Origin of the sequence: Azospirillum brasilense (assembly GCF_005222205.1) — a bacterium.
Taxonomy (GTDB): domain Bacteria; phylum Pseudomonadota; class Alphaproteobacteria; order Azospirillales; family Azospirillaceae; genus Azospirillum; species Azospirillum brasilense_G.
On record NZ_CP032348.1, the window covers coordinates 629,457 to 654,387 of the forward strand.

Sequence of the window (24,931 nt, forward strand, 5' to 3'; positions counted from 1 at the left end):
CCTATGAAGGTCCTCGTCCCGGTCAAGAGGGTGGTCGATTACAACGTCAAGATCCGCGTCAAGGCGGACGGTTCCGGCGTTGAGACCGCCAACGTGAAGATGAGCATGAACCCCTTCGACGAGATCGCCGTCGAAGAGGCCGTCCGCCTCAAGGAAGCCGGCAAGGCGACCGAGGTCATCGTGGTCACCGTCGGCCCGACCGCCGCGCAGGAGACGCTGCGCACCGGCCTCGCCATGGGCGCCGACCGCGGCATCCTGGTCCAGACCGACGCCGAGACGCAGCCGCTGGCCGTCGCCAAGGTGCTCAAGGCCCTGGTCGAGAAGGAAGGCCCGACGCTGGTCATCCTCGGCAAGCAGGCGATCGACGACGACTGCAACCAGACCGGCCAGATGCTCGCCGCCTTGCTGGGCTGGCCGCAGGGCACCTTCGCCTCCAAGGTCGCGCCGGGCGAGGGCTCGGTCACCGTGACCCGCGAGATCGACGGCGGCCTGGAGACCGTGCAGCTGACGCTGCCCGCGGTGGTCACCGCCGACCTGCGCCTCAACGAGCCGCGCTACGCCTCGCTGCCCAACATCATGAAGGCCAAGAAGAAGCCCATCGAGACGCTGGCCCCCGACGCGCTGGGCGTCGACGTGGCGCCGCGCCTGACCACGCTCAAGGTCGCCGAGCCGGCCAAGCGCAAGGCCGGCGTCAAGGTCGCCGACGTCGCCGCCCTGGTCGACAAGCTGAAGAACGAAGCCCGCGCGATCTGAGGGGCCAGTGCGCCTTGAAGGGAAAGTGATCTGACATGTCCATTCTCGTCATTGCCGAACATGACAACGCCGCGCTGAAGGCCGCCACGCTCAACGCGGTCAGCGCCGCCGCCAAGATCGGTGGGGAAGTCCATATTCTGGTTGCCGGCCAGGGCGCCCAGGCCGTCGCCGAAGCCGCCGCCAAGGTGGCCGGCGTGTCCAAGGTGCTGCTGGCCGACGACGCGGCCTACGCCCACCCGCTGCCGGAGAACGTCGCGCCGCTGGTCGTCAATCTCGCCAAGGGCTACGGCCATGTGCTGGCCGCCGCCTCGTCGGAGGGCAAGAACCTGCTGCCGCGCGTCGCCGCGCTGCTCGACGTCGCGGCGATCTCCGACATCACCGGCGTGGTCTCCGCCGACACGTTCGAGCGGCCGATTTACGCCGGCAACGCCATCGCCACGGTGAAGTCCGCCGACCCGATCAAGGTCGTCACGGTGCGCACCACCGCCTTCGAGGCGGCCGCCGCCACGGGCGGCTCGGCGACGGTGGAGAGCATCGCCGGGACGGGCGACGCCGGTTCGGCCAAGTTCGTCGGCCAGGAGCTGACGAAGTCGGAGCGTCCGGAGCTGACCCAGGCCAAGATCGTCGTGTCGGGCGGCCGCGGCATGCAGTCGGGCGACAACTTCAAGCTTCTGGAGGCGCTGGCCGACAAGCTGGGCGCCGCGGTCGGCGCCAGCCGGGCGGCGGTGGACGCCGGCTTCGTGCCGAACGACTACCAGGTCGGCCAGACCGGCAAGATCGTGGCGCCCGAGCTGTACATCGCCGTCGGCATTTCCGGTGCCATCCAGCACCTCGCCGGCATGAAGGACAGCAAGGTCATCGTCGCGATCAACAAGGACGAGGAGGCGCCGATCTTCCAGGTCGCCGACTACGGCCTCGTCGCTGACCTCTTCAAGGCGGTGCCGGAGCTGGAGCAGGCGCTGTGACGCCATAGGCCTCGCCGGCTCCCCGGCCGTCAGGCGCGACGGTCGGGGGCGTCCGGGAAACCGGCGCGACTCCGCGCATCCACCGCGGCCACCGCCTCGGCGTGGCAGGAGGGCGGGTGCCAGGCGAGGCCGCGCCCGACGATCCCATCCTCCCCCGCCGCGTGCAGGGCGGCCAGACAGACCGGGGGCACCGGGCCGCCCAGCAGCACGGCGCGGGCGTCCAGCCCGACGCGCCGTCCGTGGGCAGGATGGTCGGCGCAGAGCAGCCGGTGCGCCGCCGCGATGGCCGTCTCGGCCGCCGCCCCCAACTCCGCCCGCAGCAGCGGGGCGGCGTCGAGGGCCAACGCGCCGAAGCCCAGCGCGTCGATGACGGCGCTGTCCCCGATCGCCGGCAGGCGCGGGCGGGGAATTCCGCCGGGAGGGCCGATGTCCGGCCCCTGCGGGGCGGCCACCGGCGCGCTCGCCCAGCCCTCGCCCATCATGCCCGATAGGCGCAGCCCGAAGCGCACCCCGTTGCCGCCCGCCGCCGTCACCAGCGCCGCCCCCGGCACGCCGTCGCCGGCCAGCATCACCGCCTTGCAAGCGGCCATCCACGGGTTGAGAAAGAACTGCCCGGCCTCCTTCAGGAAGGCGCAGACCGCGCCGGTCCCGCCCAAACGCGCCACCAGCGTTTCGGTCAGCAGCGCCGAGGCCACCCCGACGCGCCCGTGCAGCTCGTCCCCCTGCTCCATCGCCTCACGGGCGATGCCGGTCAGCGCCACCGGCCCGATCCCGGCCAGCGCCGGGCCGACCGCGCCGTGCAGCAGGCGCAGCCGCTCCACCACCGCCCCGCTGACGATGCCGAAGCGCAGGGCGGGGCCGCCGCCCTCGTTGAGCGGGCTGTAGGCGCGGGCGCCCGAGCCGCCGGCATCCTCCACCACATGCAGCCACATCGACCGCGACACGACGGCGGCGAGCGGGGTGACCACGCCGAAATCCTGCGCCGGACGCAGGGTTACGGCGCCGCTGCGCACCAGGGCGCGGGCCTCCTCGACGCCGTCGGCCATGCCTTCGAACAGCAGCGCGGCGGCGGCGGCGTTGAGGATCGGTGGGCAGATCTCCGCCGGATCGGCGAAGGGCGGTCCGGCGTGCAGCAGCGTGTGGCGGTCCAGCCCGATCCGCTCCCCGGCGGTTCCGGTCTCCGTCCACACCGGATCGGCGGCCAGCATCCGCTCCACAGCCCGCGCGGTGGCATCGTTCATCGCGTGTGTCCTTTGCGTACAATCCCTCTCCCGTCCCGGGAGAGGGTGCCCGCGGGAGCGGGCGGGTGAGGGTCGTGCGAGGATCAAGGCACCGGTCCTTGGCGGCACCTCACCCTCCCACGCTGACGCGTGGGTCCCTCCCTCTCCCGGGGCGGGAGAGGGGATGGTTCACCTCATGGCAGATGCAGCGGGGCGCGGCCGTAGCCGTTGCTGGCGTCCACCAGATGCAGCAGGTAGCGCAGGAAGACCGCGCGGTCCTCCTTCGGCAGGGGCGCGATGGTGCGGTCGTGGGCGCGCTGGGCCTTCTTGTCCATGCGGCGCAGCAGCTTCCGGCCCTCCGCGGTGATGGCGGCCAGCTTCATGCGCTTGTCGACCGGGCTGGCCCGGCGCTGGATCAGCCCGCGCTCGGCCAGCCGGGCCAACACGCCCGCCGTGGTCGTGCGGTCGATGCCGATCTGGGCGCCCAGCGTCACCTGATCCAGGTCCGGGCGGTCCATCAGGGCGGTCAGCACGCTGTACTGGACGGGGGTGATGTTGAACTCCGCGCACTCCTCCATGAACATGGCGACGTGGATCTGGTGCAGGCGGCGGATGAGGAATCCGGGACGCTCCGCCAGGACGCGGTACGCCTCTTCGATCAGGGGGTCGTCTAAGGTCATCGCGGGCGATCCGTCGGAGCGGGTTTGGGAGAGCGGCGAACAAAGAGAGGATGGCGGCGGGCCGGAGAATCGGCAACCGGGCCGGAAGGCCGTGACGTCTAGCCCATCAGCGACACATGCGCCGCGACGATCCGCCAGCCCTCCGGCATGCGGACCCAGGTGTGGCTCTGCCGCCCCACGCGCTCGGTGGAGGGCCGCGTGAATTCGGTGTTGGCGGTCGCCATGTCGCGGCCATAGGTGGTGACGACGGTGTTGCGCAGGCTCCGGTCCAGCCCCGCCGCAGGGCGGCCCTGGCGGAAGGCGGCGATGGCGTCGTAGCCGTACAAATTCTCGCCCACGCCGTAGCGCAGGGTCGCCGGGTGGTTCCAGAACAGCTCGTCCAGAACCGCCACGTCGTTGCCGGTCAGCGCGCGCTCGTAGCGCTCGAAGGCGGCGGTGACCTCGGCCACCACCTCGGGGATGTTGATTTCAAGCGTCATGCGAAGAGGTCCTCGGCGATGGCGAGAAGCGCGGAGTCGCTGCCGCGCGGGCCGATGAGCGACAGGCCGAGCGGGCAGCCCTGGAGCCGCGCCGCGGGAATGGAAACTTGCGGCAGGCCGGCCAGACCGGCGGGGCAGAGGATCGCCAGCGCCCGACCGCGCTCCGCGTCCACCGCCGCCCCCGACGAGCCGCGCAGCGGCGCGATGCCCGGCGCGCTGGGCAGGACGATCAGCCCGTCCGCCCCCAACAGCTCGTCCATCCGCCGGCGGATGCCCTCCCGCGTCTGCACCGCCGCGCGGGCCAGCGCGGGGTCGAGCGTGGCCGCCGCGGCGAAGCGGTCGCGCACGCCCGGCCCGAAGGACGGCTTCACCGCTTCGATCCAGGCGCCGTGCGCCGCCCAGGCCTCGGCGGCCTGAATCGTCTGGAAGACGGGGCGCCATCGGTCCAGCCCCTCTGGGGCCAGCGTCACGCCGTCCGCCGACCCGAACCGCTCGCGCAGCCGCTCCACGGCCGGGGCGAGGGCGGCGCGCACCGCCTCCCCCGCCACGGCGAAGGCGTCCTCGGCGACCAGCAGGCGGCGGAAGGCCAGATCGGGCCCCAGGGTGGACGACGGCGGCAGCAGCACCGCCCCGACGCGGCGGAGCAGCGCCGCCTCCCACGCGAACCAGCCCACCGTGTCGAAGCTCGGCGCCAGGGGAACGGAGCCGTCCAGCGGAACCGCCCCGTGGGTGGGCCGGATGCCGTAGAGGCCGCAATAGCTCGCCGGCAGGCGGACCGATCCGCCGGTGTCGGTCCCGATGGCGAAGTCCACCGCCCCGCCCGCCACCGCAGCGGCCGACCCGCTGGAGGAGCCGCCGGGGATGCGGCCGGGCGCCTTCGGATTCTCCGGCGTGCCGTAATGGGCGTTCTCGCCGGCCAGGCTCCAGGCCAGCTCGTCGGTCAGAGTCTTGCCGGCGACGCGCGCCCCGGCATCGAGCAACCGCTGCACGGCGGGCGCGGTCTCCCGCGGGATCTCGTGGGTGCGCAGCCAGTCCGGGTTGCCGGCGCCGGTGGGCAGGCCGGCAATGTGGAACAGGTCCTTCACCGCGAAGCGCAGCCCGGCCAGCGGGCCGTCCGCGGCTCCGGCGACCTCGGTCCGGCCGTAGGGGACGAAGGCGTTCAGGGGGTCGTTCGGCATGATGCGGTGGTCAATCTCACGTTCGCAAACGGCACTGCAATCCCCTCTCCCGCCCCGGGAGAGGGATTATCGGGAACGACTGTGGTTGTCTTGCAGAGAGCGACCGCCGAAGAGGCCACGCAGCCAATCCTTCAACATCACCCACAGCAGATTGCCAGCGTTCAGTTCCTTGGCAGGTTCGGGGGCGGCCTCGGGGACGGGTTCGGGAACCGGGGCGGCCACCGCGTCCGAGGACGCAGCCTCCACCTGTTCCACCGCCGGCGCGGTCGCGGCGAGCTTGGCTTCCAGGTTGCGGGCGAACTCGGCGGTCAGGCGGTTGGCGATCTCCTGCACGATGGCGCCCCGGCTGAACTGGGCCAGCACGCCGGTCAGCGTGAAATCGACGGTCAGGTCGATGCGCGTGCCCGGCCCTTCCTCCAGCACCGCGAAGGTCACGTCGGCCTTGGCGCGGGAGTTGTTCTTGGGGTCCGTGCCCTGGCCGTGGATGACGCCGGTGTGGGTCGCCTCGTCCATCGTCAGCGTGCCCTCGCCGGCGAAGGCGGCGGCGATCGGGCCGAGCTTCACGCGCATCTGCCCGAAGATCCGGTCGCCCTCGCGCGGCTTGGTCAGCGAGGCGCCGGGCATGCAGGCGATCACCTGCTCCACATCGCCGAGCAGCGGCCAGACGCGGGCGCGCGGGAAGTTGACGGCAAGGGTCTGGGTCATGGTCGGCATGGGCTTACCCCGCGTTCGTGTTGCGCGCGTCGATGACGCGGCGGATGGCGTTGACGATCCCGACATAGCCGGTGCAGCGGCACAGGTTGCCGCTCATCGCCGTGCGGATCGCCGGGTTGTCGGCGTCCGGGCGGCGCAGCACCACGTCGCGCGCCGCCACCAGCATCCCCGGCGTGCAGAAGCCGCACTGGAGCCCGTGCTCGGCGGAGAAGGCCTCGCGCAGCTCCGCGGCGACAGGGTCGTCGTCCAGCCCCTCGACCGTGGTGACGGACCGCCCGTCGCAAGCCACCGCGAAGGTGATGCAGGAGCGCGCCGGCTCCCCGTCGATCAGGATGGTGCAGGCACCGCACACGCCGTGCTCGCAGCCCAGATGGGTGCCGGTCAGCAGCTCCCGCTCGCGCAGGAAGTCGCCGAGATGCTGGCGCGGCGGCACGCTGGCCTCGACGCGCGTGCCGTTGACGGTCAGGGAAATGGTTTTGGCGTGGGCGCTCATGACATCACCTGCGCGATGGCGCGCTTCAGCGCGACGGTGTGGGTCCGAAGGGCGATGGGGTCGTCCGCGGCGGGGCTGCCGGCGAGATGAGCGGCCATGGCCGCCTCGGTGCAGCCGTCCGCGAACAGGGCGGGGCCGTCGATCACCACCGGCTTGCCGGAGGTCGCCCCGGCGACGCAGCGCTGGACGCCGCGGGCCGGGTCGATCAGCACCGCGCCGGTGGCGTGGGAGAACTCGCCGGTCTTGCGGCAAACCTTGTAATAGCCCCAGCGCGCCCGGTCGGACAGGGCGGGCACATGGATTTCCGCAACGATCTCGCCCGGCTGCAGGGCCGTCTCGAAGACGCCGAGGATGAAATCGGTCATCGGCACGCTGCGCCGTCCGTCCCGACCGGCCAGCACCACGTCGGCGCCGAGCGCGGTCAACACGTTCACCCAGTCCGCCGCCGGGTCGGCGTGGGCGAGGCTGCCGCCGATGGTGCCGCGGTTGCGCACCGCGCGGTAGGCGATCACCGCCGCCACGCTGGGAAGCACGCCGCGCGTCACGTCCGGGTAGTCGCCGTCCTCCAGCCGCGCGTGGGTGACGCAGGCCCCGATGACCAGCCGGTCGCCCTCCCGGCGGATCGCCTGAAGCTCGGCGATGCGGGTGATGTCCACCAGCAGCTCCGGCTGCGCCAGCCGCAGGTTCAGCATGGGGCCGAGCGACTGGGAGCCCGCGACGGGCCGCACCATCACATCCTCGCGCGACAGAAGCTCCAGCGCCGCGTCCAGCGTCGCCGGCTGCGCGTAGTCGAAATCGACCGCCTTCATGCCGCACCCCGCTCGCCCGCAATGGCGGAGAGAATCACTTCGGGCGTCATCGGCGCGTTCGTCACGGTGACGCCCAGAGGCTTCAGCGCGTCGTTGATGGCGTTGCAGATCGCGGCCGGCGGGGCGATGGCGCCACCCTCGCCGATGCCCTTCACGCCGAACTCGGTGTAGGGCGAGGGCGTCAGCATGTGGATGATCCTCACGTGCGGGACCTCGGTGAATCCGGGGATCAGGTAATCCGCGAAGGTGGAGGCGAGCGGCTGGCCCTCCGCGTCGTAGGGCATCCGCTCGTAGAGCGCGGTGCCGACGCCCTGGGCGACGCCGCCGTAGATCTGGCCGTCGACGACCATCGGGTTGACCATGGTTCCGGCGTCCTCGACCACAACGTAATCGAGGATTTCGACCTGCCCGATCTCCGGGTCCACGGCCAACGCCACGGCGTGGGTGGCGTAGGAGAAGGTGCCGTGGTCGCTGCCCGGCTTGTAGCCGGCGGTGACCTCCAGCCCGCCGCGGTCCACGTCGGCGGGAAGGAGCTGAGGCGCGCGGTACCAGGTGTGGGCGATCTCACGGATGGTCACCGCGGCGGCCCCGGCCTTCACCGACCCGCCCTCCAGAACCACCCCGTCCGGACCGGCCTGCATCAGATGCGCGCCGATCTTGCGCAGCCGCTCGGCGAGCGTGCGGCAGGCAGTAGCGACGGCGCCGCCGGCCATGACCATGCTGCGCGATCCCCAGGTGCCCGTCGAATAGGGCGTCAGGCCGGTGTCGCCGTGCACCAGCTTGATCTTCTCCAGCGGGATGCCCAGCACCTCGTGCGCGACCTGGGCGAAGGTGGTCTCCATGCTCTGGCCGTGCGACTGCACGCCGACGCGCAGTTCCAGCCCGCCGTCCGGGGTGATGCGGGCCTGCGCCTGCTCGTGCCCCGGCACCATGGGGATGCCCCAGCCGTGATAGACGGCGGTGCCGTGGGCCGACTGCTCGCAATAGGTGGCGAAGCCGACGCCGATCAGCCGGCCGTCCAGCTCTCCGTTTTTCTGGCGGGCGCGCCAGCCCTCCAGCTCGATGGCGGCGACGGCGCGGCGGACGGATTCGGGATAGTCGCCGCTGTCGAAATGCTTCTTCGTCACGTTGTCGAAGGGCATCTTCTCCGGCGGGACGAGGTTTTCCAGCCGGACCTGCCACGGCTCCCGCCCAACGGCGTCGGCCACGGCGTCGATCATCTGCTCCATGGCGAAGCACACGCCGGTGCGCGCCACGCCGCGGTAGGGAACGATCGGCGGCTTGTTGGTGCAGACGGAGAAGGTGCGGCAGCGGTAATGCGCGAAGTCGTAGGGGCCGGGCAGGATGCTGCCGACCTGTGCGGCCTCCAGGCAGGCGGAGAAGGGATAGACGGAGTAGGCGCCGGCATCGACCCAGGCGTCGGCCTCAATCCCCAGCAGCCGCCCGCGCGAGTCGGCGTAGGCGGTGATCTCGTAATGGTGCTCACGGGCGTTGGCGGCGGCGACCAGATGCTCCCGCCGGTCCTCGGTCCAGCGGACGGGGCGGTCGAGCCGCATGGCGATCCAGGCGGCCACGATCTCCTCCGGCTGGAGCAGGCCCTTCCAGCCAAAGCCGCCGCCGACATCCGGCGCCACCACGCGGATCAGCCCCTGGTCGAGGTCCAGGCATTCCGACAGGCCGGCGCGCACGATGTGCGGCATCTGGGTCGAGGTGGTCAGGACGAGCTGCTCGACGTGGCGGTCCCAGTGGGCGACCGCGCCCTTGCCCTCCAGCGGCACCATGCACTGGCGCGCCGTGCGGATGGTGCGCGACACCTTCACCGGGGCGGTGGCCGCGATCTCCGCGATGTTCCCGCCGACGTTCGTCTCCAGGAAGACGTTGTCCGGCCAGTGGTCGTGCACCTTGGGCGCGCCCGGCGTCACCGCCTCCAGCATGTCGGAATTCACCGGCAGCTCGGCGTAATCGACGAAGACGGAGGCCGCGATGTCCTCCGCCTCGGCGCGGGTGGCGGCGACGCAGACGGCCACCGGCTCACCCACGAAGCGCACCTTGCCGTCGGCCAGCGCCGGCTGCTCCGACACCTTGAAGCCGGGCAGGCCCGACACGGCGCGGATCGGCTTGACGCCGCCCGCCGCCAGATCCGCCCAGGTGAAGACGGCGCCGCGGTGCTCCTCCGGGATCTCGATGCCGGTGATGGTGGCGTGGGCGACCGGGCTGCGCACGAAGGCCAGCTCCTTCATGCCGACCAGGGCGATGTCGCCGACGAAGCGGCCCCGCCCGCGCAGCAGCCGGTCGTCCTCCTTGCGGCGGACCCGCGCGCCGACACCGGAACCGGCGGTGCTAACCTCTCCCATTCCCTGACCCTCTCGTTCTTCTTCTCAGCCGCCCAGATAGGCGCGCTGGATGTGGTCGTTGGCGAGCATGGCCTGCCCGGTTCCCTGCTCCATCACCTGCCCGCTTTCCAACAGGTAGGCGCGGTCGCACATGTCGAGCGCGGCGTAGGCGTTCTGCTCGACCATCAGCACGGTGGTCCCTTCCCGGCGGATGTCCGACACGATCTCGAAGGTGCGTTCCACGAGGTTGGGGGCGAGGCCGAGCGACGGCTCGTCGAAGAGCACGATCTTCGGGCGCGACATCAGCGCCCGCGCGATGGCCAGCATTTGCTGCTCGCCGCCCGACATGGTGCCGGCGGGCTGGTTCAGCCGCTCCTTCAGGCGGGGGAAGCGGTGGAACAGCCGCTCCATGTCCTGCACCACCGCCTGATGGTCTCGGCGCAGATAGGCGCCCATTTCCAGGTTCTCGCGCACGGTCAGGTGGGGGAAGACGCGCCGCCCCTCCGGACAGTGGGCCACGCCCAGCGCCAGCACAGTGCGGGGTGCTGCATTGCCGATCTCCCGCCCCTCGAAGGTGATGCGGCCGGACGCCAGCGGCAGCAGGCCGCTGATGGCGCGCAGCGTGGTGGTCTTGCCGGCGCCGTTGGCGCCGATCAGGGTGACCAGCTCCCCCTCCTCCACCGTCAGCGAGACGTTGCGGAGCGCCGGGATCTGGCCGTAGCAGACGGTGATCCCCTCAACCTTTAGCATGCTTCACCCCCTGGCCCAGATAGGCCTGGATCACGTCCGGATTGGCGCGGATGACCTCCGGCGGGCCTTCGGCGATGATGCGCCCGTGGTTCAGCACCACCACGCGGTCGGAGATGGTCATCACCATGCGCATGTCGTGCTCGACCAGCAGGATGGTCACGCCGCGGTCGCGGATGCGCTGGACGACGCCCATGAAGGCCTCCGTCTCCGACGGGTTCAGCCCGGCGGCGGGCTCGTCCAGCAGCAGCAGCTTCGGGTCGGCGGCCAGCGCGATGGCGATGCCGAGCAGCCGCTGCTCGCCGTAGGCGAGGTTGCCGGCCAGCTCGTCGGCGCGGTGCGACAGCCCGACGAAGGCCAGGATCTCCGCCACCGCCGCCCGCATCCGCTCCGTCTCCGCCCGCACCGAGGCGAGACGCAGCAGCGCCCCCCAGGTCTCCGCCCGGCCCTGCCGGTGCATCCCGGTCAGCACATTGTCGAAGACGGTGCAGCCGGCGAAGATGCTGGTGCGCTGGAAGGTGCGCACGACGCCCAGGCCCGCGATGCGGTTGGAGGACAGGCGCGTCAGGTCGGTGCCGCGGAACAGCACCTTGCCGCCGGTCGGCTTCAGGAAGCCGGTGATGACGTTGAAGGCGGTCGTCTTGCCCGCCCCGTTGGGGCCGATCAGGCTGACGATCTCCCCCTCCGGCACGGCGAAGCTCATCGAGGCGATGGCGATCAGGCCGCTGAAGTGCACGGCGACCTCGCGCACTTCCAGGATCGGCGCGTCGGCGGTGTCGAGGGCGAGGCTCATGCCGAGGTCTCCTTGCGCAGGCCCAGCGCCGTTGCGGCGACGCGCTTGCGGCGGCCGGCGAACCAGTTCTTCACCGCCGGAACGATGCCCTGCGGCAGGAAGAAGACGACCACGATCATGGCGACGCCGTAGATGATCCACTGCACCTCGGGCCGCGCCACCTCGCGCAGCACCTCGGGCAGGATGCCGAAGGCGAGGCCGCCGACGATCGGCCCGGCGAGCGTGCCCTTGCCGCCCGTCACCACCATGATGACCATGGTCACCGTGTAGATGAACATGAAGACGTCCGGATCGACGATGCGGATGTAGTGGGTGTAGAGCCCGCCCGCGGCCCCGGCCATGCCCGCCGCGATCACCGTGGCGACGACGAGATAGCGCGTCACGTCGATGCCGACCGAGCGCGCCAGCGACTCGTTCTCGCGCAGCGCCACCAGCGCCCGGCCCACCCGCGACTGCACCAGCCGCTGGATCACCAGGAAGCAGACCACCGCGACCGCCAGCACCAGAAGGTAGTTGTATTCCTTCTTGTAGAGCGGGATCACCCCGTCCCACGGCAGCCAGACCGACAGCGGCGGGATGTTGTTCAGCGCCATCGGCCCCTCGGTCAGGTCCACCCAGTTCAGCGCGACCATGCGCATGACCTGGGCGAAGCTGATGGTGACGATGACGAAGTAGGCCCCGCGCACCCGGAAGGCGAGCTTGCCGATCAGGAAGCCGAACAGCGCCGCCACCAGGATGCCGCCGAGGAAGGCGACCCACACCGGCTGCGGCCCCAGCACGAAGGGTTCCGCCCCGCCGAGATCCAGGTCGAAGCCCAGCGACAGCAGCGCGCTGGTGTAGGCGCCGATGCCGAAGAAGGCGATGTGGCCGAGGCTGAGCTGCCCGGTGTAGCCGAGCAGCAGGTTCAGGCTCATCGCCCCGATGATGAAGATGCCGGTCGAGGTCAGGACGTAGAGGATGTACTGGTCGCCCAGCCACAGCGGCCCGACCGCCATGAACAGGACGAACAGCCAGGGGAGGAGACGCGTCGTCATCCGATCCGCTCCTTCATGGCGAAGAGACCCTGGGGCCGCACGATCAGCACGGCGATGATCAGCAGGAAGCCCATGGCGTCGCGGTAGCCCGACGACAGGTAGCCGGCACCGAATTCCTCGGCGAGCGCCAGGACAAAGCCGCCGATGGTGGCGCCGGGGATGTTGCCCAGCCCGCCCAGGATGACGATGGCGAAGGCCTTCAGCGCCACCAGATCGCCCATGGTCGGCGTGACCACGAAGATCGGGCCGAGCAGCGCCCCCGCCGTGGCGGCAAGGCCGGAGCCGAGCGCGAAGGTCAGCGTGTACATCAGCCCGCGGTTGACGCCCATCAGCGCTGCCGTGTCCGGGTCCTGGAAGGTGGCGCGCATGGCCACGCCGAGCTTGGTCCGGTTGATGAGCAGGTAGAAGCCGCCCAGCAGCAGCAGCGCCACACCCAGGACGAACAGCCGGTTCATGCCCACCGACACCGACCCGATCACCACCGGCTCGGTCGGGAAGGGGCTGGGCACGGACTTCGCGACACCTCCCCAGACCAGCTGCTCGCCGGCCTGCATAGCGATGCCGGCGCCGATCATCACCAGCATGGTGGTGTCGATGTCCGCGCCCTTCAGCGGGCGCAGCAGCGTGAATTCGATCAGCGCGCCCAGCGCCATGCCCAGCAATGCTGCCATCGCCAGGGACATGAAGAAGTTCAGCCCCATCATCCCGGCCAGCATGTAGGCCATGTAGGCGCCGAAGGTGTAAAGCTCGCCATGGGTGAAGTTGACCACGCGCATGATGCCGAAGATCAGCGTCAGGCCGATTCCCAGCAGCGCGTAGGTCCCCCCCAGGACCACGGCGTTCAAAAGGTGCTGCAGATGCGCTTCCACCGCGTGTCTCCATCCTTCTGTTCTTCCCTCTCCCCTCCGGGGAGAGGGTCAGGGTGAGGGGGCAGCGTGGGCTGCAAGCCCGCGCCAGGGGATTGCCAAGGGGCAGCATGCCCCTTGGTGGTGCGCCCAGAGGCGCACCGGCCCCCTCACCCTCCCCGCGCCTGCGGCGCGGGTCCCCTCCCTCTCCCCAGAGGGGAGAGGGCGTTTTTGGCAGGGATGCTTACGGCATCGTCACCTTGCCGTCCTTCACCTGGACAACGTAGACGTTGGCCTCGTTCTGGCCGCTCTCCTTGCCCTCCGGGCCGTCCTTCTTGAAGGCGATGTCGCCGTTCACGCCGTCCAGCTTGACGGTCCACAGCGCGTCGCGGATGGCCTGCGGCTCAGCCTTGCCGGCCGTCTTGATGGCTTCCACGATGGTCATGATGCCGTCAAAGCCGCGGTAGCCCTCGGTCAGGCCGGCGAAGTCGTAGCCCTTCTTGTTCCAGCCATCGACGAAGGTCTTGGCGACCGTCGGGTGGACGGCCTTCTCCGGGAACCAGGGGGCGAAGAACAGCGTGAAGTAGCCGCCGTCCGCCGCCGCACCCGCCTGCGCGATGAGCTGGTCGGGGGAGGAGGAGCCGCCGTTGGTGATGATCCGGTGCGGCAGGCGCAGCTCCGCCGCCTGCTTCAGGATCAGGGTGATCTGCTCGACGCCGGTGGTGACGAACAGCGTGTCGCCGCCCGACTGCTTGATGCTGGAGAGCTGGGCCGACAGGTCGGTGGCCTCCGGCGCCATCGTTTCGGTGACGCCGATCTTGACGCCCTTGGCCTGGAGCATCTTGCGGAACTCGTCCGCCGAGCCGCGGCCGAAGTCGTTGTTCACCGCCAGGAAATCGGCCTTCTGGATGGCCGGCTGGAAATGGTCCAGCTTCTCCGCGAAGGACTTGGCCTCCATGGCGGAGGTCGGGGCGATGCGGAAGACCCACGGGTTGCCCGAGGTGGTGATCTTGGTCGAGGAGGAGGTCTCCACCACCATCGGCACGCCGTACTCCACCAGCTTCGGCATCACCGCCAGGGTGAAGGTGGAGCTCCAGGCGCCCATCAGCACCGGGACCTTGTCGCGCACGATCAGCTTCTCGGCGGAGGCGACGGCCTCCTTCGGGTTGCTCTTGTTGTCCTCGATGATCAGCTGGATCTTCTTGCCGAGAACGCCGCCGTTGGCGTTGACGACCTCCTCCGCAACCCGCGCGCCGTTGGCGACGTAGTTGCCCGACGCGGCGACCGCGCCGGTCAGCGGCTGGGTGACGCCGATCTTGATCGTCTCCTGCGCAAAGGCCACGCCCGGCGCCAGCAGCGCGGCGCTCAGCAGCAACGCCGTGGTCTTCATCGTCCGCATGTCGTCTAGCCCCCTCTTTTTGATTTGAACCGTCAGTTGGCAGCGGTCACTTGATGGTGGTCACCCGGTGGCACTCACCAGGCGGCGACCGCGCCGTCGCTGCGGGGATCGGTCGCCCCCTCCAGCGTTCCGTCGGCATGGCGGACGATGGCGCCCGCATGCCCCATGGTGCTCGTGTACGGATCGAGCAGTTCGACCGCGTGCCCGGCGTCGCGCAGGGCGGCGACCAGGGCGGGGTCGAAGCGGCTTTCCAGCTTCAGCGTCACGCTGTCCTCGCCCCAGGTGCGGCCGAGCAGCCAGCGCGGCGCCGTGACGGCGGCTTGCAGGCCCTGCCCGAACATCGCGTAGCGGGAGAAGACGGCGGCCTGCGTCTGCGGCTGCCCCTCCCCGCCCATGGTGCCGTAGACCATGCTGCGCCCGTCGTCGAAGCGGGCCATCGCCGGGTTCAGCGTGTGGAAGGGCTTGCGGCCCGGCGCCAGCGCGTTCCAGCCATCCTCGGCCAGACGGAAGGAGGCGCCGCGGTTCTGCCAAGTGATCCCGGTCTCCGGCAGGACGAGGCCGGAACCGAATTCGAAATAGACGCTCTGGATCATGCTGACGGCGCGGCCCTGCCCGTCGATCACGCCCAGCCACACCGTGTCGCCGGGCTTGGCGACGTGCGGCCAGGGCAGCGCGCGGGCGCGGTCAATGTTCGCCGCCAGCCCGTCCAGCACGGCGGCGTCGAGGAAGCTCTGCGCTTCCCGCCCCATGTAGGCCGGATCGCCGACCTCGCGGTCGCGCACCAGAAAGGCCTGCTTGGTCGCCTCGATCAGACCGTGGATGTGGTCGAAGCTTTCGCCCTCCGTCACCCCCAGCCGGTCGAACAAAGCGAGGATCATCAGCGAGGCCAGACCCTGCGTCGGCGGCGGGTGGTTGAACAGCCGCGCCCCGCGCACGTCGACCGACAGGGCCGGGCGGCGGTGCGCCGCGTGACCCGCGAGATCCGCCGCGTCCACCGGCGAGCCGGCGCGCTGCAAATCCGCCGCGATGACGGCGGCGAGCGGCCCGCGGTAGAAGCTGTCCAGCCCCTCCGTCGCCAGCCGGCGCAGCGTGGCGGCCAGTGCCGGCTGCTTCAGCGTGGAACCTTCCAGCGGCACCGCACCGCCCGGCAGGAAGGTGCCGGCGAAGCCGGGCACGTCCTTCAGCTCGTGCAGCTTCTGGCGGGTCAGCCCTTCCTGGCTGGCGGTGACCGGGATGCCCTGCTCGGCGTGGGTGATGGCCTCGTCCAGGATGCGGGCGAGCGGCAGCGGCTCGGCCCAACCGGCGCTGACGGCCAGCGCCTCGCGCCAGCCGTCGATGGTGCCGGCGACCGTGTTCGCCGCCAGCGGCCCGCGCCAGGGCACGGTGGCGTGGCCGTGGCGCCGGTAGAGGTCGAGCGAGACGGCCTTGCCCGCCCCGCCGCAGGCGTCGATGGCGACGGGGTCGCGTCCCGGCTCGGCGATCAGCCAGAAGCCGTCGCCGCCGATGCCGGTCATGTGCGGGTAGACGACGGCCAGCGCCGCGGCGACCGCGACCGCCGCCTCGACGGCGGTGCCGCCGTCGCGCAGGATCTGGAGGCCGGCTTGGCTGGCGAGATGATGCGGGGAGGTGACCATTCCCCGGCGGCTGCGCGGCGTGTTCAGCATGGAAACCTCAGGGAAGAAGGCCGTAGATCATCCGCGCCGCCGTCAGCCCCAGGAACAGGGCGAAGACGCGGCGCAGCGCGCGGGTGTCGAGGCTGTGGGCGAGCCGCGCGCCGAGCGGCGCCATCGCCATGGAGGCCGGCAGGATCAGCGCCAGCCCCAGCAGGTTGACGTAGCCCAGGCTGAAATCCGGGCGGCCCGGCACGTTCCAGCCGGTCAGCACGAAGCCCACCGTTCCCGGCACGCCGATGATGAAGCCGAGCGCCGCCGCCGTGCCGACCGCGCGGTGGATCGGGTAGCCGAACAGGGTCAGGATGGGGACGCTGAGCGTGCCGCCGCCGATGCCCATCATGGCGGACACCATGCCGATGCCGCCGGCCAGCCCCTGGCGCGGCGCGCCGCTCGGCAGCCCGTCGGCGATGCGCCACTCGGGCTTGCCGAACAGCATGTGCAGCGTGACCAGGACCGCCATCCCGGCGAACACCGCCGTCAGCACCGGGCCGCGCACCACGCCGGCCACCGCCGTTCCCGCCAGCACGCCGAGGAAGATCGCCGGCCCCCAGGCCCGCAGCAGGTCGCCGTCCACGGCGCCGCGCCGCCGATGGGCGCGCAGGGAGGTGAGCGAGGTGGCGATGATGGTGGCGAGCGAGGTGCCGACCGCGACGTGCATGCGCACGGCCTCGTCCACGCCCAGCGCGGTGAACAGGTGATAGAGCACCGGCACGATCACGATGCCGCCGCCCACCCCCATCATGCCGGCCGCCAGCCCGGCGAAACCGCCGGCCAGCAGCAGCCCGCCGCCGAGGATGGGAAGCTGCGGCACCGCCGCGATCCCCAGCCCGGTCACGGGATGCCCCGCCGCATCTGCAGAAACCCTCTCATTTTTATGGATATCCGACTTTTTCCGTTGGTTTCCCCTCCCTTTGCGAACGCCGTGCCAACCGGCAGAACACTGCGCATTTCGGTTCTGCGGGAGGACGGGTGTGGCGCGGCGCAAGGGTTGGAAATCGCCCTAATGTTGGGCAAACGGATTGAGGGGAGGGCACCGCGGCTCTTGGGAAACGCACCCTATCACATTGAAAAACAATCAATAATCGTGAATTTCGGGAACGTTGGCTCTCCGCTTCATTCGTGCGCAACCTCTGCCTGCTGCGCGGGCATTAATCAGTATACTGACGATATGGCGGCACCTGTGGATGGCCCGTGCATGCCCCACCGCGGCGACGGCCACCAGCCCCTGAAACCCTGCAAAACCCCTGGTTTTCGCTTCGGTCTCTGTGTTGGTGCACAAATCGGTGGCAGGGCGCGATGCCGAAGCGCCGCACCACAAATCATCAGCATACTGCGGAAAACGGCGCATCGAAGGGCGGCGGGCGCATGCCGTGGTATGCCGTATTGTGCGTATTTTGACCACCGAATGCCCAACAGGCGGTCATTCGTCAGTATGCTGAAGTTTTGTGCGCCCCGGCGCTTCCACCCCGCCCTGGCATGCCCCTTGCTGAAGAAGCGGCCAGATAAAAATCAGCGCAAGAAGGTGGGTTATGTCAGAGACGCACACGTTCGACCTCGTGCTCCGCGGCGGACGGATTCTCGATCCGGCCAACGGGCTGGATCTGGTCGGCGATCTGGCGGTCGCGAAGGGCCGCATCGCGGCGGTGGCGGAACGGCTGCCCGACGATGCCGCCGACACCATCCTCGATGTGACCGGAAAGCTCGTGACGCCGGGCCTGATCGACACCCACGCGCACGTCTTCGAAAAGGTCACCGGGCGCTTCGGGCTCAACCCGGACATGGTGGGCGTGCGCTCCGGCGTGTCGACGCTGGTCGATCAGGGCGGGCCGAGCCTGATGACCCTGCCGGCCTTCCGCCGCTTCATCGCCGAGCCGGCGCGCTCGCGCACGCTGTGCTTCCTGTCGGCCTATCTGGTGGGCGGGCTGGAGGGCCATTACTACCCGCAGCTCTACCGCCCGGATTGCGTCGATGTGGACGCGACCATCCGCGTCGGGCGCGAGAACCGCGACATCGTGAAGGGCATCAAGGCCCACGCCGAGGTCGGCGGCGCCTCGCGCTGGGGCTTGGACGTCATCAAGCAGGCCAAGCGCATCGCCGACGGCATCGGCGTGCCGCTCTACGTCCATCTCGGCCAGCTCTGGCCGGAGGTCGAGGGCGGCGAGGCCGTCGATCCCGACATGCTGGTGGAGGAGCTGGTCCCGCTGCTGGATTCGCGCGACATCCTGGCCCATCCCTTCACCCGCCACCCCGGCGGCTTCATCTCCACCCGCACCGGCGAGGTGCACCCGGTCATTTACAAGGCGCTGGAGCGCGGCCTGACCGTGGACGTCGGCCACGGCTCGCACTTCAGCTTCGAGATGGCGCGGCGGACGCTGGTGGCGGGCATCCTGCCCTACACGCTGGGCGCCGACCTGCACGGCTACAACGTGAAGGCCCCGACGGCGGGCGCCGGCGGCGACCGCGAGGCCAACCCCTTCTACGGCGTCGCTCCCTTCAGCCTGACCCACGCGATGACCGAGCTTCTGACGCTCGGCATGGCGCTGGGCGACGTGCTGAAGACGGTGACCAGCAACCCCGCCGCCATGCTGGGCATGGCCGACGAGATCGGCGCGCTGACTCCGGGCATGGCCGCCGACGTGGCGGTGCTGGAGGTCAAGGCCGGCCGCTGGCAGCTCAGCGACAACAGCGGCGAGCGGGTGACCGCGCCGGAGATGATCGTCCCGGCCTTCTCGCTGCGCGACGGCGTGGTGCAGGAGGTGGACAGCCCGCTGCTGCCGAAGCCGATTCCGGTGGCGGCGTAAGGCGGCGGACTCGCCCCCACCCTAACCCTCCCCCGCTCTCGCAGGGGGGGACTGCCGCCGCTTCGCAGAAATCTCCCTCCCCTGCGAAGCGGGGGAGGGCCGGGGTGGGGGCAGCGACGGCACCCGAACACCTCATCATCCCACGAGGACTCCGCCCATGTCCGAAGCCGCGCTCGCCTTTTGGATGTTCGAGGTCCCGGCCCGCTGCCGCGACGCCGAGGGGCGGCGGCTGGGCAAGGCCCGCGCCCTGTTGCTATCCCACCCGCGGCGCCAGCAGCGTATGATGCTGGAACTGGCGCACGACACCCCGCTCACCACGGGAAGCCGCGTCGTCACGAGGCGCGCGGCCTTCGTGGTGGAGCGGTGCGAAGGCGAGTCCGGCTTCGGCTTCCGGCGCTACGCCGTGCGCTGCGTCGGGACTCGGCCGGCGCCCTGACAAAAGCAGGCGTGACAAAAGCTGGGCGCGGCTGATCCACATCAAGGCGCCGGGGGGCTTGGAAGCGAATATTAATCGAACGATTAATAACCCGCTTCGGAGACTCCCATGACCATCCCCGCCTCCGCGCCGCATGAGGGCCTGTGCGCGAAACTCCTGCGCGGCTGGCGCGGCGCGCGGTCCCTGGACGCGCTCCAGGCGCTGGCGCCGCACGACCGCGACCGCGTGCTGGCCGACGCCGGCCTGACCGACCTGACCGCCCCGGCCGTGCTGCGCGCCGGCCATGTCGGGGCGCTGCTGCCCGCCGCGATGGCGCTGCACGGCGTCGACGGCGCCGTGGTGGAGCAGGACCGCCCCGACCTGATGAACGACCTGCAGCGCGTCTGCGCGCTCTGCCGCAGCGCCCGCACCTGCCGCCGTCTGCTCGCCGAGGGCTGCACGCAGCCGGAGCACGCGCTGCTCTGCCCCAACGCCGACACGCTCGACGCGCTCCGCTGAGGAGCGCGCCGAACACGGCGCCAGAACACAGCCGCAAAAAATCCCCAACCGTCTTCGTCGGAAAAGCGATTGACAGCGCCGCGACGTGACCGTTAGCATCCCTGAATAATTAATTGGCCGTATAATAAAACACGGGAACGGTTGCCGCATCGGACGGCACGCGTTCCCGCAACGGGCCGACGCGCCCACGCCGAGAGCGGCGGGGCGCCGACAGGGAATCGTCATTCGCCGTCATCGCGACATCACCGTCGAACGCGGAGGGAGAGATGAGAAACGTGGTACTGGGCGGCCTGCTGTTGACCGGCATCGCCGCGTCGGTTCCGGCGCAGGCGCAGGACACGGTCAGGATCGGGCTGGTCCAGCCGCTGACCGGATCGGTCGCCTACAACGGCAAGTCCGTGGTGGAAGGCGCCCGGCTCGCCGTCGAGGAAATGAACGCCGCGGGGGGCGTCCTCGGCAAGAAGATCGAGCTGATCGTCGAGGACGGCCAGTGCACCCCGGCCAACTCGGTCAACGCCGTCGAAAAGCTGGTGCAGAAGGACAAGGTCGTCACGCTGGTCGGCGCCTTCTGCAGTTCCGCCACCGCGGCGATCATGCCGGTGGCCCAGAAGTACAAGCTGCCGCTGATCACCGGCGTGTCGTCGAAGGCCAGCCTGACGGAACAGGGCAACCCCTATTTCTTCCGCGCCGCCGAGACGGACGCGCTGATGGCGGAAGCCTTCGCCAAGATCCTCGCCAACGACCTGAAGCTGACCAAGGTCGCCTACATCGGCGTCAACGACGATTGGGGCCGCGGCGGGGTTGAGGAATTCTCCCGCGACCTGACGGCGCTGGGCGTCAAGACGGTGCTGACCGAGTATTTCGACCACGGCGCCACCGACTTCTTCACCCTGCTGACCAAGCTGCGCGCCGCCAAGCCGGACGGCGTATTCGTCGCCGCGGAGACGCAGGACGGCTCCATCCTGGTCAAGCAGATCCGCGAGATGGGGCTGGACACCAAGGTGTTCGGCGTCGGCTCCTGGGCCACCGCCGACTTCATCAACCTGACCGGCGAGGCCGCGGAGGGCATCCACGCCGCCGTCCCCTACGCCTCCAGCATGGACACCCCGCGCAACCAGGCCTTCGTCCAGAAATATCAGGCAAAGTACGGCATCAAGCCCGGCAAGTACGGCGCCGCCGGCTACAACGCGCTGAACATCGCCGGGCAGGCCATCGCGCGGGCTGGCGGCACCGACGCCGAGGCCATCCGGGCGTCGCTCGCCAAGACCAGCTACGAGGCGCCGAACGGCGTCTACAAGTTCACCGACAAGGGCCAGGCCTATGGCTTCGACGCGGTGCTGGTGCGGATCGAGAAGGGCGAACCGAAGGTGATCGCCTCCACCCCGGTGGACGCGCCGCACTGACCAGCGGACGCCGCCAGGGCCATCGCATTTGGCCAAATAGCCCTCTCCCCTCTGGGGAGAGGGTGGCCCGGAGGGCCGGTGAGGGGAATGTGCAAGACGATACGTCCGGCAAAAGCACAACCCCCTCACCCTAACCCTCTCCCCAGAGGGGAGAGGGGACTTCAAATGCGATTAACCCTGGGCACACCGATCCAACGCACCGTTTGTGCGGGCCTGCTTTTGCGAGAACGTCATGGATCTCTTTCCGCAGTTCCTGGCCAACGGGCTGGTCATGGGCGTGTTCTACGCGCTCTCCGCCCTCGGCCTGACGCTGATCTTCGGCCTGATGCGCGTGGTCAACTTCGCCCATGGCGAGTTCTACATGCTGGGCGGGGTCAGCGGCTGGTTCGTCACCAATTACCTGGGCCTCGACTTCTTCAGCGGCCTGATCGTGGTCGCCGCCTTAATGGCCGCCGTCGGCTGGCTGGTCGACCGTTTCCTGATCGAGCGGGTGCGCGGCCAGGGTGAGGAGCCAGGCATCCTGCTGACCATCGGCCTGTCGATCTTCCTGGTCAACGGCACGCTCCTGCTGGTCGGCCCGGCGCCCATGAAGGTGGCCGGCGCGATGGCCGAAGGGCCGCTGTTCTTCGGCCCGATCGCGGTGACCAAGCTGCGCCTGCTCGCCGTGGCGGTGGGCATCGCGCTGATCGTCGGCGCCCATCTGCTGATCCGCCGGACCCGGCTGGGGGCGGCGATGCGCGCCACCTTCCAGGACCCGATGGCGGCCAGCCTCGCCGGCATCCGCACCGGCCACGTCTACGCCGCCACCTTCGCGCTGGGCTGCACGCTGGCCGCCCTGTCGGGGATGCTGCTGGCCTCCATCTACTCCGCCCAGGCGTCGGTCGGCGGGCTGATCAGCCTGAAGAGCTTCGTCGTGGTGATTCTCGGCGGCATGGGCAGCTTCGCCGGCGCCATCGCCGGGGGCCTGCTGCTGGGCGTCGCCGAGGCGATGTGGGGCGGCTACGTCTCCATGGGCATGGTGGACGTGATCGGCTTCGTCCTGGTCATCCTGATCCTGCTGTTCCGGCCCCAGGGCCTGTTCTCGATCCGCACGGAAAGGGCCTGACATGACCCTGGAACGCAACATCCTGCTGGCCCTTCTGGCCGGGGCGGCGCTTCTGCCCTTCGCGGTGACGGACCAGTACATCCTGCACCTCGCCATCATGGCGCTGTTCTACGCGGTGCTGGCGAGCAGCCTCAATCTGGTGGTCGGCTATGTCGGCGAATTCTCGCTGGGCCATACCGCCTTCCTCGGCACCGGCGCCTACACGGCGGCGCTGCTGTCCACCCAGGCGGGGATGCCGATGTGGGTGACGATCCCGCTGGCCGGGCTGGTCTCCGCCGTCTTCGGCTTCGCCATCGGGGCGATCACGCTGCGCCTGCAAGGCCCCTATTTCGTGATCGTCACCCTGTCCTTCGCCGAGGTGCTGCGCATCATCGCCAACAACTGGATCGCGGTGACCAACGGCCCGATGGGGCTGGCGGGCGTCGGCCAGACTCTCTTCGGGGACGTGGCAGTCACCGACAAGGCCGGCTTCTTCCTGATCATGCTGGGCATCGCGGCGGTGGCGCTCTACCTCTCCTACCGCTTCGTCTATTCCAACGCCGGGCGGGCGGCGGTGGCGGTGCGCGAGAACCGCTACGTCGCGCAGTCCATCGGCGTCGATCCCTTCGGCACGGCCATGCAGGCCTTCGTCCTGGGCGCCTTCCTGGCCGGCTTGGCCGGGGGCTTCTACGCCCACTACATCTCCTTCGTCGGGCCGGAGGTGTTCCGCTTCGCCTTCATGGCAACGATGATCATCATGGTTCTGCTGGGCGGCAAGGGCACGCTGATCGGCCCGCTGGCCGGTGCTGTGATCGTGACCGTGCTGGAGGAATACCTGCGCGAGGTGCAGGAACTCCGCCTCACCCTGTTCGGGCTGATCGTCATGGCCATCGTCCTGTTCCTGCCCAACGGCCTGATGGGCTTCATCGCCCTGCGCCGCGAGCAGCAGGCCGCCAAGCCGACCCTCAACGCCGCGAAGGAGCGAACCGTATGACGGCGACCACCGACCGGCAGCCGCTGCTGCGCGCCGACGACCTGACCATGACCTTCGGCGGCATCACCGCGGTCAAGGACTTCAGCTTCCACATCGAGCCCGGCGAGATCGTCGGCCTGATCGGCCCCAACGGCGCCGGCAAGACCACCTGCTTCAACATGCTGACCGGCTTCTACGCGCCCAGCAACGGGCGGGTGCGCTTCAAGGGGCAGGACATCACCAACCGCAAGCCGCACGCCATCGCCCGGCTCGGCCTCGTCCGCAGCTTCCAGAAGACCAACGTCATGAAGCGGCTGACGGTCTTCGAGAATGTGCTGACCGGCCATTACATGGCGAGCCGCCAATCCCTCCTCGCCACCTTCTTCCCCGGCGAGGCGGTGCGCCGCGCCGAGCGCGAGGCGCGGGAGAGCGCCGCCGCCATCGTCGAGACCATGGGTCTGGCCCAGCGCATGAACGCCCCGGCGCACCTGCTGTCCTGCGGCGAGCTGCGCCTGCTGGAGGTCGCGGTGGCGCTGGCCGCCAAGCCCAGCCTGCTGATGCTCGACGAGCCCGCCGCCGGGCTGAACAGCCACGAGGCCGGGACCTTCGGCGCGGTGCTGAAGACGCTGGTCGGGCGCAGCATCGACGCGCTGCTGATCGTGGAGCACAACATGGATCTGGTCATGTCGGTGTCCGACCGGATCGTCGTCCTCAACTTCGGCCGCAAGCTGGCCGAGGGCCGGCCCGCCGAGATCCTGGAGAACCGGCAGGTCGCCGAAGCCTATCTCGGAAAGGCCGCCGCATGACGCTGCTCTCCGAATCCCCTTCGCCCTCCGCCATCGCCGAGGCCGCAAACGCGCCGGTCCTCGCCGTGGAGGGCTTGCACGTCGCCTACGGCTCCACCGCGGCGCTGCACGGCGTGTCGCTGGACGTGCGGGCCGGCGAGACCGTCGCCCTGATCGGCGCCAACGGTGCCGGCAAGAGCACCATCCTGCGGGCCATCTCCGGCCTGCTGAAGGCGCGCTCCGGGACCATCGTCTGGAACGGCAAGCCGATCGCGAACCTGCCCGCCGACCGCATCGTCGCCGCCGGCATCGCCCACTGCCCGGAGGAACGGCACGTCTGGCCGAACATGACGGTGCAGGAGAACATCGCGCTCGGCGCCTATCTCTGCCGCTCGCGCGAGGAGGTGCAGCGGCGCATCGGCATGGCCTTCCACCGCTTCCCCCGCCTGCGCGAGCGGTCGCGCCAGATGGCCGGCACGCTCAGCGGCGGCGAACAGCAGATGCTCGCCATCGCCCGCGCGCTGATGTCGGAGCCGCGGCTGCTGATGCTGGACGAGCCCAGCCTCGGCCTCAGCCCGAAGATGGCCGACGAGGTGTTCGACGTGGTGCGCTCCGTCAACGCCCACGGCGTCACCGTCCTGCTGGTCGAGCAGAACATCCACAACGCGCTGGGCGTCGCCAGCCGCGCCTATGTGGTCAAGACGGGCCGCATCACCGCCAGCCGCCCCTCGGCGGAGCTGCGCGGCGATCCCGACCTGCTGCGCGCCTATCTGGGCGGCTGACGGCCGCAAGCGACGGCGAAAGGCCGTGTCACGAATAATTAAACGAACGACCGA

Annotated in this window: 25 protein-coding genes; 10 read left to right on the plus strand and 15 right to left on the minus strand. The window is 70.1% G+C overall.

Annotated elements, in window-relative coordinates; translation table 11 throughout:
* The first annotated feature begins 3 nt into the window (after nucleotides 1-3).
* Both D3869_RS28830 and D3869_RS28835 read left to right on the plus strand, forming a co-directional pair.
* Complete coding sequence (locus D3869_RS28830; RefSeq protein ID WP_137141367.1) at nucleotides 4-753, plus strand: electron transfer flavoprotein subunit beta/FixA family protein; 750 nt, start codon at nucleotides 4-6, stop codon at nucleotides 751-753.
* A 35-nt stretch (nucleotides 754-788) separates the two neighbouring features.
* Complete coding sequence (locus D3869_RS28835; RefSeq protein WP_137143087.1) at nucleotides 789-1,718, plus strand: electron transfer flavoprotein subunit alpha/FixB family protein; 930 nt, start codon at nucleotides 789-791, stop codon at nucleotides 1,716-1,718.
* A 29-nt stretch (nucleotides 1,719-1,747) separates the two neighbouring features.
* Here the strand turns inward: D3869_RS28835 and D3869_RS28840 are convergent, their stop codons facing one another.
* From D3869_RS28840 to D3869_RS28905, 15 genes are all read right to left on the minus strand, one after another.
* Complete coding sequence (locus D3869_RS28840) at nucleotides 1,748-2,959, minus strand: DUF1116 domain-containing protein (RefSeq protein ID WP_137143088.1); 1,212 nt, start codon at nucleotides 2,957-2,959, stop codon at nucleotides 1,748-1,750.
* 173 nt (nucleotides 2,960-3,132) lie between these two features.
* Nucleotides 3,133-3,618 carry a MarR family winged helix-turn-helix transcriptional regulator gene (locus D3869_RS28845; RefSeq protein WP_137143089.1) on the minus strand — a complete coding sequence of 162 codons (486 nt, stop codon included), beginning with the start codon at nucleotides 3,616-3,618 and terminating at the stop codon, nucleotides 3,133-3,135.
* Nucleotides 3,619-3,716: 98 nt separating this feature from the next.
* The gene (gene hpxZ, locus D3869_RS28850; protein ID WP_137143090.1) at nucleotides 3,717-4,097 is read right to left on the minus strand and encodes an oxalurate catabolism protein HpxZ; all 381 of its coding nucleotides are present in this window, start codon (nucleotides 4,095-4,097) and stop codon (nucleotides 3,717-3,719) included.
* Entirely contained in the window at nucleotides 4,094-5,275 is a 1,182-nt protein-coding gene (locus tag D3869_RS28855) for an amidase (protein WP_137143091.1), read from the minus strand. The genes hpxZ and D3869_RS28855 overlap by 4 nt, the downstream gene beginning before the upstream one ends.
* Nucleotides 5,276-5,341: 66 nt before the next feature.
* Nucleotides 5,342-5,989, minus strand: a complete 648-nt coding sequence (locus D3869_RS34215; protein ID WP_247896036.1) for an SRPBCC family protein — start codon at nucleotides 5,987-5,989, stop codon at nucleotides 5,342-5,344.
* A 4-nt stretch (nucleotides 5,990-5,993) separates the two neighbouring features.
* Complete coding sequence (locus tag D3869_RS34220) at nucleotides 5,994-6,482, minus strand: (2Fe-2S)-binding protein (RefSeq protein WP_247896037.1); 489 nt, start codon at nucleotides 6,480-6,482, stop codon at nucleotides 5,994-5,996.
* A complete protein-coding gene (locus tag D3869_RS28865; protein WP_137143092.1) occupies nucleotides 6,479-7,291 on the minus strand; it encodes an FAD binding domain-containing protein in 813 nt (270 codons plus the stop codon). Before D3869_RS28865 ends, D3869_RS34220 begins: the two co-directional genes overlap by 4 nt.
* The gene (locus D3869_RS28870) at nucleotides 7,288-9,645 is read right to left on the minus strand and encodes a xanthine dehydrogenase family protein molybdopterin-binding subunit (protein ID WP_137143093.1); all 2,358 of its coding nucleotides are present in this window, start codon (nucleotides 9,643-9,645) and stop codon (nucleotides 7,288-7,290) included. The genes D3869_RS28865 and D3869_RS28870 overlap by 4 nt, the downstream gene beginning before the upstream one ends.
* A gap of 24 nt (nucleotides 9,646-9,669) precedes the next feature.
* Nucleotides 9,670-10,374, minus strand: a complete 705-nt coding sequence (locus D3869_RS28875) for an ABC transporter ATP-binding protein (RefSeq protein ID WP_137143094.1) — start codon at nucleotides 10,372-10,374, stop codon at nucleotides 9,670-9,672.
* Nucleotides 10,361-11,164: an ABC transporter ATP-binding protein gene (locus D3869_RS28880; RefSeq protein WP_137143095.1), complete on the minus strand. Its 804-nt coding sequence runs from the start codon at nucleotides 11,162-11,164 to the stop codon at nucleotides 10,361-10,363. Before D3869_RS28880 ends, D3869_RS28875 begins: the two co-directional genes overlap by 14 nt.
* Nucleotides 11,161-12,198 carry a branched-chain amino acid ABC transporter permease gene (locus D3869_RS28885; protein ID WP_119509658.1) on the minus strand — a complete coding sequence of 346 codons (1,038 nt, stop codon included), beginning with the start codon at nucleotides 12,196-12,198 and terminating at the stop codon, nucleotides 11,161-11,163. Before D3869_RS28885 ends, D3869_RS28880 begins: the two co-directional genes overlap by 4 nt.
* Nucleotides 12,195-13,067, minus strand: a complete 873-nt coding sequence (locus D3869_RS28890; RefSeq protein WP_094306999.1) for a branched-chain amino acid ABC transporter permease — start codon at nucleotides 13,065-13,067, stop codon at nucleotides 12,195-12,197. Before D3869_RS28890 ends, D3869_RS28885 begins: the two co-directional genes overlap by 4 nt.
* Before the next feature lie 220 nt (nucleotides 13,068-13,287).
* The gene (locus D3869_RS28895; RefSeq protein ID WP_094306998.1) at nucleotides 13,288-14,442 is read right to left on the minus strand and encodes an ABC transporter substrate-binding protein; all 1,155 of its coding nucleotides are present in this window, start codon (nucleotides 14,440-14,442) and stop codon (nucleotides 13,288-13,290) included.
* 74 nt (nucleotides 14,443-14,516) lie between these two features.
* Nucleotides 14,517-16,106 (minus strand): gamma-glutamyltransferase family protein, encoded by a 1,590-nt coding sequence (locus D3869_RS28900; protein ID WP_137143096.1) that lies wholly within the window; start codon nucleotides 16,104-16,106, stop codon nucleotides 14,517-14,519.
* Nucleotides 16,107-16,113: 7 nt separating this feature from the next.
* Nucleotides 16,114-16,950: a sulfite exporter TauE/SafE family protein gene (locus D3869_RS28905; RefSeq protein ID WP_137143097.1), complete on the minus strand. Its 837-nt coding sequence runs from the start codon at nucleotides 16,948-16,950 to the stop codon at nucleotides 16,114-16,116.
* A gap of 694 nt (nucleotides 16,951-17,644) precedes the next feature.
* Between D3869_RS28905 and D3869_RS28910 the strand changes: the two genes are divergently transcribed.
* The 8 genes from D3869_RS28910 to D3869_RS28945 all read left to right on the plus strand — a co-directional run bounded on the left by D3869_RS28910 (nucleotide 17,645) and on the right by D3869_RS28945 (nucleotide 24,877).
* Complete coding sequence (locus tag D3869_RS28910; protein WP_137143098.1) at nucleotides 17,645-18,916, plus strand: amidohydrolase/deacetylase family metallohydrolase; 1,272 nt, start codon at nucleotides 17,645-17,647, stop codon at nucleotides 18,914-18,916.
* 157 nt (nucleotides 18,917-19,073) lie between these two features.
* Complete coding sequence (locus D3869_RS28915) at nucleotides 19,074-19,352, plus strand: hypothetical protein (protein ID WP_137107455.1); 279 nt, start codon at nucleotides 19,074-19,076, stop codon at nucleotides 19,350-19,352.
* Between the two features lie 108 nt (nucleotides 19,353-19,460).
* Nucleotides 19,461-19,850: a hypothetical protein gene (locus tag D3869_RS28920; protein WP_137143099.1), complete on the plus strand. Its 390-nt coding sequence runs from the start codon at nucleotides 19,461-19,463 to the stop codon at nucleotides 19,848-19,850.
* Between the two features lie 266 nt (nucleotides 19,851-20,116).
* Nucleotides 20,117-21,253: an ABC transporter substrate-binding protein gene (locus tag D3869_RS28925; protein WP_137143100.1), complete on the plus strand. Its 1,137-nt coding sequence runs from the start codon at nucleotides 20,117-20,119 to the stop codon at nucleotides 21,251-21,253.
* Nucleotides 21,254-21,485: 232 nt separating this feature from the next.
* Nucleotides 21,486-22,358, plus strand: coding sequence for a branched-chain amino acid ABC transporter permease (locus D3869_RS28930; protein WP_137143101.1), 873 nt, complete (start codon nucleotides 21,486-21,488; stop codon nucleotides 22,356-22,358).
* Nucleotide 22,359: 1 nt separating this feature from the next.
* A complete protein-coding gene (locus D3869_RS28935) occupies nucleotides 22,360-23,331 on the plus strand; it encodes a branched-chain amino acid ABC transporter permease (RefSeq protein WP_137143102.1) in 972 nt (323 codons plus the stop codon).
* Nucleotides 23,328-24,116 (plus strand): ABC transporter ATP-binding protein, encoded by a 789-nt coding sequence (locus D3869_RS28940; protein ID WP_094306992.1) that lies wholly within the window; start codon nucleotides 23,328-23,330, stop codon nucleotides 24,114-24,116. The genes D3869_RS28935 and D3869_RS28940 overlap by 4 nt, the downstream gene beginning before the upstream one ends.
* The gene (locus D3869_RS28945) at nucleotides 24,113-24,877 is read left to right on the plus strand and encodes an ABC transporter ATP-binding protein (protein WP_137143103.1); all 765 of its coding nucleotides are present in this window, start codon (nucleotides 24,113-24,115) and stop codon (nucleotides 24,875-24,877) included. The genes D3869_RS28940 and D3869_RS28945 overlap by 4 nt, the downstream gene beginning before the upstream one ends.
* Nucleotides 24,878-24,931 lie beyond the last annotated feature (54 nt).